Annotated in this window: 11 protein-coding genes; 6 read left to right on the top strand and 5 right to left on the bottom strand. The window is 61.9% G+C overall.

The genetic code is table 11. The features are described 5' to 3' along the window. Positions 1-2: 2 nt before the first annotated feature. The gene (locus FHU12_RS25230) at positions 3-1622 is read right to left on the bottom strand and encodes an ABC-F family ATP-binding cassette domain-containing protein (RefSeq protein ID WP_141972447.1); all 1620 of its coding nucleotides are present in this window, start codon (positions 1620-1622) and stop codon (positions 3-5) included. 307 nt (positions 1623-1929) lie between these two features. Here FHU12_RS25230 and FHU12_RS25225 point away from each other — a divergent pair, with 307 nt between their 5' ends. Then, entirely contained in the window at positions 1930-3951 is a 2022-nt protein-coding gene (locus FHU12_RS25225; protein ID WP_141972445.1) for an oxidoreductase, read from the top strand. Positions 3952-3983: 32 nt separating this feature from the next. On the opposite strand, the gene rlmG is transcribed toward FHU12_RS25225, so the two are convergent. Next, on the bottom strand, positions 3984-5123 hold the full coding sequence (gene rlmG / locus FHU12_RS25220; RefSeq protein WP_060434619.1) for a 23S rRNA (guanine(1835)-N(2))-methyltransferase RlmG: 1140 nt from the start codon (positions 5121-5123) through the stop codon (positions 3984-3986). A gap of 149 nt (positions 5124-5272) precedes the next feature. On the opposite strand from rlmG, the gene FHU12_RS25215 reads away from it, so the two are divergent. From FHU12_RS25215 to sstT, 5 genes are all read left to right on the top strand, one after another. Continuing rightward, complete coding sequence (locus FHU12_RS25215; protein ID WP_122016770.1) at positions 5273-5779, top strand: M48 metallopeptidase family protein; 507 nt, start codon at positions 5273-5275, stop codon at positions 5777-5779. 50 nt (positions 5780-5829) lie between these two features. Then, complete coding sequence (locus tag FHU12_RS25210) at positions 5830-6810, top strand: Gfo/Idh/MocA family protein (RefSeq protein WP_141972443.1); 981 nt, start codon at positions 5830-5832, stop codon at positions 6808-6810. A gap of 1 nt (position 6811) precedes the next feature. Further along, a complete protein-coding gene (locus FHU12_RS25205; RefSeq protein WP_141972442.1) occupies positions 6812-7543 on the top strand; it encodes a glutamine amidotransferase in 732 nt (243 codons plus the stop codon). A 252-nt stretch (positions 7544-7795) separates the two neighbouring features. Beyond that, on the top strand, positions 7796-8764 hold the full coding sequence (locus tag FHU12_RS25200; protein WP_141972440.1) for a TerC family protein: 969 nt from the start codon (positions 7796-7798) through the stop codon (positions 8762-8764). A 263-nt stretch (positions 8765-9027) separates the two neighbouring features. Further along, a complete protein-coding gene (gene sstT / locus FHU12_RS25195; protein ID WP_141972438.1) occupies positions 9028-10263 on the top strand; it encodes a serine/threonine transporter SstT in 1236 nt (411 codons plus the stop codon). Positions 10264-10316: 53 nt separating this feature from the next. Here sstT and FHU12_RS25190 read toward each other — a convergent pair whose 3' ends face one another. Genes FHU12_RS25190 through FHU12_RS27235 form a run of 3 tightly spaced genes read right to left on the bottom strand, consistent with a single transcriptional unit; the run spans position 10317 to position 13464 of the window. After that, entirely contained in the window at positions 10317-11804 is a 1488-nt protein-coding gene (locus tag FHU12_RS25190; RefSeq protein ID WP_141972436.1) for a UxaA family hydrolase, read from the bottom strand. 20 nt (positions 11805-11824) lie between these two features. After that, positions 11825-13237 (bottom strand): glucuronate isomerase, encoded by a 1413-nt coding sequence (uxaC, locus tag FHU12_RS25185; RefSeq protein WP_141972434.1) that lies wholly within the window; start codon positions 13235-13237, stop codon positions 11825-11827. A 59-nt stretch (positions 13238-13296) separates the two neighbouring features. Beyond that, the gene (locus FHU12_RS27235) at positions 13297-13464 is read right to left on the bottom strand and encodes a hypothetical protein (protein WP_185742346.1); all 168 of its coding nucleotides are present in this window, start codon (positions 13462-13464) and stop codon (positions 13297-13299) included. Between the last annotated feature and the right edge of the window lie 53 nt (positions 13465-13517).

The raw sequence follows: 13517 nt of genomic DNA, 5'->3' as shown, positions 1-13517 counted from the left end.
CGTTACCAGGCCTGAAGCCGCCAGCCGTCCATCTGTCGCTGCAGACGGTGTGTCGGCCGCAGCGCCTGCAGGAAGTCTTCGTCGTGCGACACCACCAGCATCGCGCCGGGGAAATCCGCCAGCGCAGTTTCGATCGCCAGCGACGACGCCAGATCCAGGTGGTTGGTCGGCTCGTCCAGCAACAGCAGCTGCGCCGGTTGTCGCCGCCACAGCGCACAGGCCAACGCCGCCTTGAGCCGTTCGCCGCCGCTCAGCGAGCCCAGCGGCAGCGCGATGCGATCCGCGCCAAGCTGCAACTGCGCCAACCGGGTGCGCAACGCGCCTTCCGCCAACGGTGAATCCTGCAGCCCCAGATGCTCCATCACCGACAGATTCGGGTCGAGCTGCGACAGGGTTTGATCGAGGTAGGCCGTCGACAGCGGGCAATGACAATGGCCGGAAAGCGCCGTCAGCTGACCGAGAACGGTCTTCAGTAAGGTGGACTTGCCACAGCCGTTGGGGCCGGTCAACGCCACGCGCATCGGGCCGTCGATACGCAGATCCAGCGGCGGCGCGCTGACGAACGGCAGCTGCAGCTGCTCGAGCACCAGCACCTGCTTGTTCGCGCTCACTTCGCTGCCGGGCAGCGCCAGCAACACCGGCTGCTCCTCTTCCACCCGCTGATAGGCTTCGCGCACCGCCGCATCGAGGCCGTCGCGCTGATCCTGATGCTGTTTGCGCAGCGTGCCAAGGCTCTCCTTCGCCGCCGACTTGTAGGCCACCCGCTCAAAAGAGGCGATATTCAGCGTATCGACGACGCGCAGCGTTTGCGCCGAGCGCCGCTGGCTCATGTCGTGCTCTTTCTGCTGGCGAGCGCGGGTGCGGCGACGCTCCTCGCGCGCATGCTCCAGATCGGCGCGCGCCGCCTGCTGTTCCGTGTCGCGCTGGCGCCGGTAGTCATCGTAGTTGCCGCCGTAGCTGCGCAGCGCACCGGGTGTCAGTTCGACAATGCGCTCCATGCGCGCCAGCAGCTGCCGGTCATGGCTGGCGATCAGCAGCCCGCCGCGCCACTGATCCAGCTGCTGATACAGCCAGGCACGCCCGACGCTGTCGAGGTGGTTGGTCGGTTCGTCCAGCAGCAGAAAATCCGCTTCGCCCAGCAACGCGCCGCACAGCGCCGCGCGCATCCGCTCGCCGCCGCTCAGAGAGCTTGCGGATCGCAACGGATCGAAGGCCGGCAGCCCGGCGGCGACAAAGGCGTTTTGCAGACGATCGTTGAGATCCCAGCGCCCTTCCAGACAATCGATATCGTCCGCCAGCGGCTGCCCCTGCTCGAGACGCGCCAGCGCGGCGAACACCTCACCATAGCCCAGCAGCTGGGCCAGCGTGGTGTCCGCGGCGATCTCCGGCTGCTGCGCAACGTAAGCCAATGCGGCATGGGATTCGACGTGCCCGTTGCCCGGCCGATCCCGCCCGGCGATCAGACGCAGCAGCTGAGTTTTGCCGACGCCGTTGCGCCCTACCAGGCCGCAGCGTTGCCGATCGAAAGCGAGATCCAACGGGCCGAACAGCGTTTCGCCGTCAGCAAATTGGCAGGTCAGTTGATGTAAAACGAAATAAGGGGACTGCGCAAAATGAGCCATAAGCACTCCTGAATGAGATCAAAACATCCCCACAGGGCGCGAGAGCGCACAGCGTGGGGCCAGATATCAACAGGTGTGGGTGTTCATTTTCGGTTATGACTCCGCAGAGAGAAGGAATTTACAACGCGCAAAGGTTAACCGATCTTTTGTTCGTTATGCAAACAGAGTCTGAGATTCATGACTTCTATCACATTCGGCGCAACGCAGATTCCCAAGCGGCGCGACAACGGCTAGATTTATCTCATCCGACCACTTGTGTTCACATAATTATAACAACGGGCCCCGATTTCACCCGATGGAGAGTGCAATGAGCAATTACCCTCACCTGCTGGCGCCGCTGGATCTCGGCTTCACCACCCTGAAAAACCGGGTGCTGATGGGATCGATGCATACCGGCCTGGAAGAGCTGCCCGACGGCCCGCAGCGGCTGGCCGCGTTCTATGCCGAGCGCGCCGCCGCCGGCGTGGCGCTGATCGTCACCGGCGGCATTGCCCCGAACGAACAGGGCGTGGTCTTTCGCGGCGGTTCGATCCTCAACAGCGAGGAGCAATTGCCTCATCACCGCCCGGTGACCGAAGCCGTCCACCGGGCGGGCGGCAAAATTGCGCTGCAGATCCTGCACACCGGCCGCTACAGCTATCAACCCAAACTGGTGGCCCCTTCCGCGCTGCAGGCGCCGATCAACCCGTTTACGCCGAGCGCGCTCAGCACGGCAGACATTGAGCAGACCATCGCCGACTTCGCCCGCTGCGCGGCACTGGCGCAGCAGGCCGGCTATGACGGCGTTGAGGTGATGGGATCCGAAGGCTACCTGATCAACCAATTCTTGACGACGCGCACCAATCAGCGCGACGACCAATGGGGCGGCAGCTTCACCAACCGCATGCGGTTCGCCGTCGAGACCGTCAGGGCGGTGCGCCAGGCCGTGGGCCCGGAATTCATTCTGATCTACCGGCTCTCGATGCTCGATCTGGTGGAGGACGGCTCCAGTTGGCAGGAGATCGAACAGCTGGCGCTGGCGGTCGAACAGGCGGGCGCCACAATCATCAATACCGGCATCGGTTGGCACGAAGCGCGCATCCCGACCATCGCCACCATGGTGCCACGCGCCGGGTTCAGCTGGGTGACCCGCAAGCTGATGGGCAAGGTCAGCATCCCGCTGATCACCACCAACCGCATCAACGATCCGGCGGTGGCCGAGCAGGTGCTGGCGGACGGCTGCGCCGACATGGTGTCGATGGCGCGCCCGTTCCTCGCCGACGCCGCCTTTGTGCAGAAAGCCGCCGAGGGGCGCGCCGACGAGATCAATACCTGCATCGGTTGCAACCAGGCCTGCCTCGACCAGATATTTGAAGGTAAGCTGACCTCCTGCCTGGTCAATCCGCGCGCCTGCCGCGAAACCGAAATGCCGTTGACGATGGCGGAGAAACCGAAAAAGCTGGCGGTGATCGGCGCCGGCCCCGCCGGGCTGGCGTTTGCCACCACCGCCGCCAGCCGTGGCCATCAGGTGACGCTGTTCGACGCCGCCGAGCAGATCGGCGGCCAGTTCAACATCGCCAAACAAATCCCCGGCAAGGAAGAATTCCATGAAACCCTGCGTTACTTCCGCCGCCAGCTGGCGCTGCGTGAAGTGACGGTCAGGTTGGGCGTCAAGGTCGAGGCGGCGGATTTAAGCGAATTCGACGAAGTGATCCTCGCCTGCGGCATCGTGCCGCGCACCCCGGACATCCCCGGCATCGGGCACGCCAAGGTGCTGAGCTATCTGGACGTGCTGCGCGATAAAAAACCGGTCGGCCAGCGCGTGGCGATCATCGGCGCCGGCGGCATCGGCTTCGACACCGCCGAGTACCTCAGCCAGCACGGCGTATCCAGCAGTTTGGACCAGGCGGAATTCAACCGCGAATGGGGCATTGATGGCCGCCTTGAGCAACGCGGCGGGCTGGCGGCGCAAGGCCCGCAGGCGCCACGCGCCGCGCGGCAGATCTACCTGTTGCAGCGTAAAACCAGCAAGGTAGGCGAAGGCCTGGGGAAAACCACCGGTTGGATCCACCGCGCCAGCCTGGCGATGCGCGGCGTGAAGATGCTCAATAGCGTCAACTATCGGCTGATCGACGATGAAGGGCTGCACATCACCCGCGCCGAGCAGGAAAGTTGCCTGCCGGTGGACACGGTGATCGTCTGCGCCGGGCAGGAGCCGCGCCGCGAATTGCAGCAGCCGCTGCTGGCGATGGGGAAAACCGTGCACCTGATCGGCGGCGCCGACGTGGCCGCCGAGCTGGACGCCCGCCGTGCGATCGATCAGGGTACGCGGCTGGCGATGTCACTGTAAAAAAGGGGCGCCCGGCGCCCCTTTTTATTCACTCAGCGACGCGCGCCGGATTTCACCGCTTTCAGGATCACGAACTTCTTGTTCGAGGCCACCAGCGTGCAGTTGCCGAACAGACGCTTGAGCTTCTGATGGTAGTCAAGGTGACGGTTGCCGACGATGCGCAGTTCGCCGCCCACCTGCAGGCAGCGCTTGGCGTCGCAGAACATCTGCCAGGCGGTATGATCGGTAATGGCGTGCTGCTGGTGGAACGGCGGGTTACACAGCACCGCCTGCACGCTTTCGCGCTCGATGCCCGCCAGCGCGTTGTTCACCTCAAACTGACAGCGATCCAGCTCTTGCGGCAGGTTGTGCTCCACATTCAGCTCGCTGGAAGCCACCGCCATGTAAGATTCATCGACGAAGGTCATCTGCGCTTCCGGGTTTTGCGCCAGCGCCGCCAGGCCAATCACGCCGTTGCCGCAGCCCAGATCGATGATATGGCCGTTCAGGCCACGCGGCAGATGATCCAGGAACAGGCGCGCGCCGATATCCAGGCTGCCACGCGAGAAGACGTTGGCGTGGTTGTGGATCAGCCAATCGGTGCCGTCCAGCGTCCAGTTGGTGGTTTCCGCTGCCGCCGGCGGGACGATGTCCGCCGCCTGACAGAAGATCAGGCGCGCTTTCTTCCACGCCAGGCTGGTGCGCGTCGGGCCCAGCACCTTTTCAAACAGCTGCATCGTCGAGGTATGCACGTCGCGCGCCTTGGCGCCGGCGACGATCAGCGTGTCTTCGGTCACAACGTGGCGCAGCGCGCGCAGCTGCTGCTCCAGCAGCGCCAGCGCCTTCGGCACGCGAATCAGCACCACCGCCGGCGCCGCCGGCAGCTCGGCCAGGCTGTCCAACAGGGTGACCTGTTCAGGATCCAATCCGTTGAGCTTCAGGTTGTGACGCGTCGCCAGCTGGCTCATGTACGAGTCGCTGACGCTGTAAGGGCGATGCGCGTGCAGCGCACAGGCCAGGGTGCCGAAGTTATCGTTGAAAATCAGCACCGGGCGGCCGCCGATATCTACGTTTTCAAGCTGTTGCAGCAGATATTCGTCCGCCGCTTCCCACGCCTGCAGCTGGGTGGATTCTTCCTGTTGGGGATAACGCTCCAGCTCAAGTTGCTGTGTTCCCAGATCGAGTTGGCTCATTGCCCCTCCTGACTGATAAAATTTGGGCTGTTTATCCCCTAAAAACGCCCGTCAGTAAAATGTTTTTTCGGATAAATTGCGTATGTCAGGATTTGAGCGAAAAAACAGCATAGAATGACCGGCTGAATGGCCGTTGATACGGAACAAGAATGTCTGAATTGACCTACCTGCAAGGCTACCCAACGCATCTGCAAAGCCAGGTGCAACAACTGATCCACCAAAACCGACTGGGAGACGTGCTGCTGCAGCGCTATCCGCAGGTGCACGACTGCACCACCGATAAGTCGCTGTATCAGTTTACCGTCGATCTGAAAAACCAGTATCTGCGCAACGCCCAGCCGCTGAGCAAGGTGGCCTACGACAGCAAGATCCACGTCATGAAGCACGCGCTTGGCCTGCATACCGCCATCTCACGCGTGCAGGGCGGCAAGCTGAAGGCCAAGGCAGAAATCCGCGTGGCGACGGTGTTCAAAGTCGCGCCCGAGCCCTTCCTGCGCATGATCGTGGTGCATGAGCTGGCACACCTGAAAGAGAAAGATCACAACAAAGCGTTCTACAGTCTGTGCTGCCATATGGAGCCGAATTACCACCAATTGGAGTTTGATACCCGGCTGTATCTGACGCACCTTTCGCTGTTCGGCGAGCTGTATGCATAGCGAGTGAGGGCGTGATAATCTGCGGTTTTAAGCCTGGACCGGAGCTCGCCATGATTCGCTTTGCCGTCGTCGGCACCAACTGGATAACGGAACGTTTTATCGATGCCGCCCATGAAAGCGGCAAACTCACGCTGAGCGCCGTGTATTCGCGCTCGCTGGAACAGGCGCAGGCGTTCGGCGCCAACTATCAGGTCACGCAGTTTTTCGACTCGCTGGAAACGATGGCCCAGTCCGACGCCATAGACGCGGTATATATCGCCAGCCCCAACTCCCTGCACTGCCCGCAATCGCTGCTGTTCCTGCGCCATAAAAAGCACGTGATCTGCGAAAAACCGCTGGCCTCCAACCAACGCGAAGCGGAACAGCTGGTGGCCTGCGCGCGGGAAAACCAGGTGGTACTGTTCGAGGCGTTCAAAAGCGCCTATCTGCCGAATTTTCTGGCGCTGCAACAGGCATTGCCGAAAATCGGCCGGCTGCGCAAAGCCTTCATCAACTATTGCCAATACTCTTCGCGCTACCCGCGCTACCTGGCCGGCGAGAACCCCAACACCTTTAACCCGCAGTTCTCCAACGGCTCGATCATGGACATCGGCTACTACTGCCTGGCCAGCGCGGTGGCGCTGTTCGGCGCGCCGCAGTCGGTGCTGGCCAGCGCCACGCTACTCGATACCGGCGTAGACGCCCACGGCACCGTCTGCCTGAACTACGGCGATTTCGACGTCACGCTTTCCCATTCCAAGGTCAGCGACTCGGCGATCCCCAGCGAGATCCAGGGAGAGGAAGGCACGCTGATTATCGACAAGATTTCCGAGTGCCAGGGCGTGGCACTGACGCCGCGCGGCGGCAACCGCCAGGATCTGAGCCAACCGCAGCACATCAACACCATGCTGTATGAAGCACTGGCCTTTGCCAAGCTGATTGAGAAACGTCAGGTGGAACATCCGGGGCTGGAGAATTCGCTGATCGTCGCCCGCCTGCTGACCGACATCCGCCGCCAGACCGGCGTCGTCTTCCCCGCCGACGGAGAATGAGATGAAACCGCTGCTCGTGATGCAAACCGGCGACGCACCGCAGGCCATTCGTCAGGAATTGGCCAACTTTGAAGGCATGTTCCTGCAACAGGGCAACATCGACGCTGAACGCGCGCACATCGTGCATCTGCCCGCCGGCGAACGGCCGTTGCCGCCGGCCGCCTATTGCGGCGTGGTCATCACCGGCTCGCCGGCGATGGTGACCGAACGGCTGCCGTGGAGCGAGGAGGCCGCCGAATGGCTGCGCCAGGCGATGGCGATCAAACTGCCATTGTTCGGTGTCTGCTACGGCCACCAGCTGTTGGCCTATGCGCTCGGCGGCGAAGTGGGCTACCACCCGCAGGGCATGGAGGTGGGTACGCTGGAGATCGAACTGCTGCCCGCCGCGGCCGAAGACCGGCGGCTCACCCTGCTGCCGCCGCGCTTCAAAGCTAACCTGATCCATTCGCAGAGCGTACTGACGCCGCCCGCCGGCGCGCAGACGCTGGCGCGTTCGCAGCAGGATGCGCACCAGATCCTGCGCTATGGCGATCATGCCCTGACCACCCAGTTCCACCCGGAATTCAACGGCGCGGTGATGAGCCAGTATCTGCAGTGGCTCGGCGAACTGCATCCCGAGCAGCAGGCCCGCTATCAGCTGCAACAACAACAGGTTAGCGACACGCCGTTCAGCCGCCTGCTGCTGCAGGGATTCGTCGTCAGCCTCGGCGCGCAAAAAGCGATGGCCGGCTAACGCGATTCACGTTGACCGCCGACACATTTTGCATTACTTTCTGCTCTGCAAAGGGGAGTAACTTCATTGCCGGTCAATCGTCATTACGATGCGCAAGCATCCGGTTACCGGGCAACCTGATGTCAAAGGTGTAATCACCTTCATCAACGTTGTAAGTGAGACCTTGCCGGAAGGCGAGGTTTGCTTGCAGCGTTCACAGAGCGGCTGGCGTCTTCCGACGTTGGCCGTTTTTGTTTTTGAAGGATACCTCTGATGATGAATTCCGTTGGCACACCGTGGTTATGGGGCAGCTTCGCCGCCGTCATAGTCGTGATGCTCGCAATCGACCTCCTGTTGCAGGGCCGTAAAGGCGCGCACACCATGACCCTGAAGCAGGCCGCCAGCTGGTCGCTGGTGTGGGTCAGCCTTTCTCTGCTGTTCAATTTCGGTTTCTGGTACTACCTGAATGAAACCGCCGGGCGCGCCGTCGCCGATACCCAGGCGCTGGCCTTCCTGACCGGCTACCTGATCGAAAAAGCGCTGGCGGTGGATAACGTGTTCGTTTGGCTGATGCTGTTCAGCTACTTCGCCGTGCCGGCCAACCTGCAGCGGCGGGTATTGATTTACGGCGTGCTGGGCGCGATCGTGCTGCGTACCCTCATGATCTTCGCCGGCAGCTGGCTGGTCAGTCAGTTCCAGTGGCTGCTGTATCTGTTCGGCGCTTTCCTGCTGTTCACCGGTATCAAGATGGCGCTGGCGAAGGAGGATGACTCGGCGATCGGCGACAAGCCGCTGGTGAAATGGCTGCGCAGCCGGCTGCGCATGACCGACAGCCTGGAAGGCGAGCGCTTCTTCGTGCGCCGCAACGGCATCCTGTTTGCCACCCCGCTGGTGCTGGTGCTGATCCTGGTCGAACTGAGTGACGTGATCTTCGCGGTAGACAGCATCCCGGCGATCTTCGCCGTGACCACTGACCCATTCATCGTGCTGACCTCTAACCTGTTCGCCATCATGGGCCTGCGCGCCATGTACTTCCTGCTGGCCAACGTGGCGGAACGTTTCTCGATGCTGAAATACGGCCTGTCGGTGATCCTGGTGTTTATCGGTATCAAGATGCTGATTATCGACGTCTTCCACATCCCGATCGGCCTATCGCTCGGCGTGGTGGCGGGCATCCTGACGCTCACTTTGGTGATCAACGCCTGGGTCAATCGGCGCAACGATCGTCTGGCCAAGAAATAACCACAATCTGTTATCCGGGGCGCTAGTCGCCCCGCGATTGTTTGGCAATTCCCCCAAAACGCCAAACGTTATTGCGATCACACAAATGTAAACAGTATGTTATCAAGTGTTGATCCGCGCTCAGAATTTCACCCTCGCCTCTTTCCAACCTCATTCGATTACTGAATACTGATTCGGCAAACACACTTAGTTACAGAATCATATAAAGCTGCCCGGCGTCGTTCCCGCCGCGGCGGCCAGATAACATCAGGAAGAGAAGCACTATGCAAAAACTACTACAAAGGATTACTCAGGGCAGCCTGGTCAAACAAATCATGGTCGGCCTGGTGGCCGGCATTCTGGTGGCGCTGGTTTCGCCGGCGGCCGCAGCGGCCGTCGGCCTGCTCGGCACCCTGTTCGTCGGCGCGCTGAAAGCGGTAGCGCCGCTGCTGGTGCTGATACTGGTGATGGCATCGATCGCCAACCATAAGCAGGGACAGAAAACCAACATTCGCCCCATTCTGTTCCTCTACCTGCTGGGCACCTTCGCCGCGGCGCTGGTGGCGGTCGTCGTCAGCTTTATCTTCCCTTCCACACTGGCGCTGACCACCGGCGCGACCGACATCACCCCGCCAGGCGGCATCGTGGACGTGATGAAAGGCCTGCTGCTGAGCGTAGTGGCCAACCCGTTCCATGCGCTGATTAACGCCAACTACATTGGCATTCTGGCGTGGGCCGTCGGACTGGGGCTGGCGCTGCGCCACGCTTCCGACACCACCAAGGGGCTGATCAACGACATGTCCCATGCGGTTACGCTGGTAGTGCGCGCGGTGATCCGCTGTGCGCCGCTCGGCATCTTCGGCCTGGTGGCTTCCACGCTGGCGGAAACCGGCTTCGGCGTGCTGTGGGGCTACGCCCAGCTGCTGATGGTGCTGCTCGGCTGCATGCTGCTGGTGGCGCTGGTGCTCAACCCGCTGATCGTTTACTGGAAAATCCGCCGCAATCCGTATCCGCTGGTGTTCGCCTGCCTGCGCGAGAGCGGCGTGACCGCCTTCTTCACCCGCAGCTCAGCCGCCAACATTCCGGTGAACATGGAGCTGTGCAAGAAGCTGAACCTGAATGAGGACACCTACTCGGTTTCTATCCCGCTGGGCGCCACCATCAACATGGCCGGCGCGGCGATCACCATCACCGTGCTGACGCTGGCGGCGGTGAACACGCTGGGCATCGCGGTGGACGTCCCGACCGCCCTGCTGCTGAGCGTGGTGGCCGCCCTGTGCGCCTGCGGCGCCTCCGGCGTGGCCGGCGGCTCGCTGCTGCTGATTCCGCTGGCGTGCAACATGTTCGGCATTCCGAACGACGTGGCGATGCAGGTGGTAGCCGTCGGCTTTATCATCGGCGTGCTGCAGGATTCGGCGGAAACCGCCCTCAACTCCTCCACCGACGTGCTGTTCACCGCCGCGGCCTGCCAGGCGGAAGACCAACGGCTGGCGAACGAAGACCCGCTGAAGGTGCGTTAATCCCGCCTTGCTTCATAAAAAAGGCGCTCCTTAGAGCGCCTTTTTCGTCAGCCTTACAGCGTCACTCCGCTTTTAAAGATCGCCAGCTCGCGGAAATCGTTGGTTTCATTACGCGCCGGGCGGCCGTTGGCGATCTCGACAATCAGATCGACGAAGCGGCCGAGCAAGGTCTCCATCGCCACGCCGTGGATCAGCCCGCCGGCGTCGAAATCGATCCAGTGCGGCTTCTTCGCCGCCAGCTCGCTGTTGGTGGCCAGCTTCACCGTCGGCACAAAGCCGCCGTACGGCGTACCTCGCCCGGTGCTGAACAGCACCATATGGCAGCCGGCACCGGCCAGCGCGCTGGTCGCCACCGCATCGTTGCCCGGCGCGCTGAGCAGATTCAGCCCCGGCACACGCAGCCGCTCACCGTATTTCAGCACGTCTACCACCTGGCTTAGCCCCGCTTTTTGGGTGCAGCCGAGCGATTTCTCCTCCAGCGTAGTGATGCCGCCGGCCTTGTTGCCCGGCGACGGATTCTCATAAATTGGCTGTTGATGGGCGATGAAATAGCGTTTGAAATCATTGATCATATCGACGGTTTTGTCGAAAGTTTCCCCATCGCGGCAGCGGCTCATCAGAATGCGCTCGGCACCGAACATCTCCGGCACTTCGGTCAGCACCGTGGTGCCGCCGTTGGCGATCACGTAATCAGAAAACCGCCCCAGCAGCGGGTTGGCGGTAATGCCCGACAATCCGTCCGAACCACCGCACTCCAGGCCGAACTTCAGCTCGCTCAGGCGGCCCGGCTCGCGGCGATCGTGGCGCATCTCCCGGTACAGCTCGTGCAGCAGCGCCAACCCGGCTTCCACCTCGTCATCCTGCTGTTGGCACACCATAAAACGCAGCCGACGCTCGTCCTCTATCTCCAACGTGGCGCGAAAGGCATCCACCTGATTGTTCTCGCACCCCAGCCCGATCACCAGCACCGCGCCGGCATTAGGATGGCGCGCCATGTTCTGCAGCATGATGCGGGTGTTGGCATGATCCTGCCCCAGCTGCGAGCAGCCGAACGGATGGCTGAACAGATGCACGCCGTCGATCCCCTCCGCCTGCGTTTGCTGCAAAAAGCGCTGCTGGATCTGGCGGGCGATGCCGTTGACGCAGCCGACGGTCGGCACGATCCACAGTTCATTACGGATCCCCACTTCGCCGCCGGCCCGACGGTACAGCTGCACCTCGCGATCCGCCGCCTGCGGCGGCAGCGCCGGGAACTGCGGCTGGTAACGGTAGCTGTCCAGATCGCTCAGGTTGGTTTTGGCGTTTTGCGAATGAATATGCTCCCCAGGCGCAATGGCCGCAAGCGCGTGGCCGATCGGCTGGCCGTATTTGATGATGTCCTCACCCTCGGCAATCGGGCCGAGCGCAAACTTGTGCCCGCGCGCCACCGGCTGCGCCAGCGGAACGGATACGCCCGCCAGCTCAACCGTTTCTCCGGCCGCCAGGTCGCGCAGCGCTACCGCCACGTTATCCTGCTCGTGAATCTTTATCGTACTTTGCATAAACCGATCCCAGATAACGGCTACGCCAGGTCAATGGCGAAATAGTCTTTGGCGTTGTCGAAGCAGATGTTTTTCACCATCTCGCCCAGCAGCGCGATATCGGCCGGCGCTTCGCCGTCCGTTACCCAACGGCCGATCATCTGGCAAAGAATGCGGCGGAAGTATTCATGACGCGTGTACGACAGGAAACTGCGACTGTCGGTCAGCATGCCGACGAAGCGGCTCAACAGCCCGAGCTGCGCCAGCTGCGTCATTTGGCGCTGCATGCCGTCCTTCTGATCGTTGAACCACCAGCCGGAGCCGAACTGCATCTTGCCCGGCGTGCCTTCCCCCTGGAAATTGCCGATCATGGTGCCGATCACTTCGTTATCGCGCGGGTTGAGGCAATAGAGAATGGTTTTCGGCAGGCCGCCCTGCCGCGCCTGGGCATCCAGCAACCGCGACAGCGGCTCCGCCAGCGGCCGATCGTTGATCGAGTCGAAGCCGATATCCGGCCCGACGGCGGCCAGCATGCGGCTGTTGTTATTGCGCAGCGCGCCGATGTGATACTGCTGCACCCAGCTGCGGCGCCGGTATTCGCCGGCCAGGAACAGCAGCACCGCGCTTTTGAACTGCGCGCTCTGCTCCGGCGTCGGCAGCTCACCGTTCAGGCGACGCAGCAGGATCGCATCCAGCGTCGCTTCATCGGCCTCGCCGAACACCACCACGTCCAGCGCATGGTCGGCCACCTTGCAGCCGTGGGCGGCGAAGTGATCCATGCGCTTGTACAGGGCGTCGCACAGCGTGCTGAAGCGGCCGATGGCGGTGTCCGCCGCCGCCTCCAGCTGCCGCAGATAGTCGTTGAAGCCGGGCGCATCGATGGCGAAGGCTTTGTCCGGCCGCCAGCTCGGCAACACCTTGATATCGAAGCTATGATCCTCGGCGATCGCCCGATGGTGGCGCAGATCGTCAATCGGATCGTCGGTGGTGCCGACCATTTTCACGTTCATCTGCCGCATGATGCCGCGCGCGCGAAACTCATCCTGCGCCAGCAGCGCATTGCCGCGCTGCCAGATCTCATCCGCCGTGCTCGGCGACAGCAGCGTTCCGGTGATGCCGAACGGCCGGCGCAGCTCCAGATGCGTCCAGTGATAGAGCGGGTTGCCGATGGTGTGCGGCACCGTGGCGGCCCAGGCGTCGAATTTCTCGCGATCGCCCGCATCGCCGGTGCACAGCCGCTCTGCCACGCCGTTGGTGCGCATCGCCCGCCATTTGTAGTGATCGCCCCGCAGCCAGATATCGTACAGGTTGCTGAAGCGGGTATTCTCCGCAATCTGCTGCGGCGGCAAATGGCAGTGGTAGTCGAAAATCGGCTGCTGCGCCGCGTAGTCATGGTACAAACGCCGGGCAAATTCGCTGTCCAGCAGGAAATCTTCGCTCAAAAACGTCGCCATCTCGGGCTCCTTACCTTACTTACTTGCCGTGCGGCACAGGGATCGAATCACAAAAGTTATCACACCAATTTTAGCGAGCGTCCAGCAAATTTTTCCCGCCATCTGCCGTTTTGCTGTCCTTCAATCCCTTTTTCGCTCAGTTTTACGGCAAATTTGCGGCATAAACGCCCTATTTCACCAGCGACAGTATCGCTCAGGCGAATAATTCCTTTTGTGATATCACTCAACTTTTAAACCTGTATGACAGGTTATTGTCTCGCCAGCCGCATCGCCGGCCATA

The sequence above is a fragment of the Serratia marcescens genome, from assembly GCF_006715005.1.
GTDB classification, from domain to species: domain Bacteria; phylum Pseudomonadota; class Gammaproteobacteria; order Enterobacterales; family Enterobacteriaceae; genus Serratia; species Serratia montpellierensis.
This window is presented reverse-complemented; position numbering and strand designations above follow the sequence as displayed.

Excerpts from the sequence above, each read along its gene's own strand:
- FHU12_RS25230 (WP_141972447.1), bottom strand. The coding sequence starts at position 1,622 with ATGGCTCATTTTGCGCAGTCCCCTTATTTCGTTTTACATCAACTGACC.
- FHU12_RS25225 (WP_141972445.1), top strand. The coding sequence starts at position 1,930 with ATGAGCAATTACCCTCACCTGCTGGCGCCGCTGGATCTCGGCTTCACC.
- rlmG (WP_060434619.1), bottom strand. The coding sequence starts at position 5,123 with ATGAGCCAACTCGATCTGGGAACACAGCAACTTGAGCTGGAGCGTTAT.
- FHU12_RS25215 (WP_122016770.1), top strand. The coding sequence starts at position 5,273 with ATGTCTGAATTGACCTACCTGCAAGGCTACCCAACGCATCTGCAAAGC.
- FHU12_RS25210 (WP_141972443.1), top strand. The coding sequence starts at position 5,830 with ATGATTCGCTTTGCCGTCGTCGGCACCAACTGGATAACGGAACGTTTT.
- FHU12_RS25205 (WP_141972442.1), top strand. The coding sequence starts at position 6,812 with ATGAAACCGCTGCTCGTGATGCAAACCGGCGACGCACCGCAGGCCATT.
- FHU12_RS25200 (WP_141972440.1), top strand. The coding sequence starts at position 7,796 with ATGATGAATTCCGTTGGCACACCGTGGTTATGGGGCAGCTTCGCCGCC.
- sstT (WP_141972438.1), top strand. The coding sequence starts at position 9,028 with ATGCAAAAACTACTACAAAGGATTACTCAGGGCAGCCTGGTCAAACAA.
- FHU12_RS25190 (WP_141972436.1), bottom strand. The coding sequence starts at position 11,804 with ATGCAAAGTACGATAAAGATTCACGAGCAGGATAACGTGGCGGTAGCG.
- uxaC (WP_141972434.1), bottom strand. The coding sequence starts at position 13,237 with ATGGCGACGTTTTTGAGCGAAGATTTCCTGCTGGACAGCGAATTTGCC.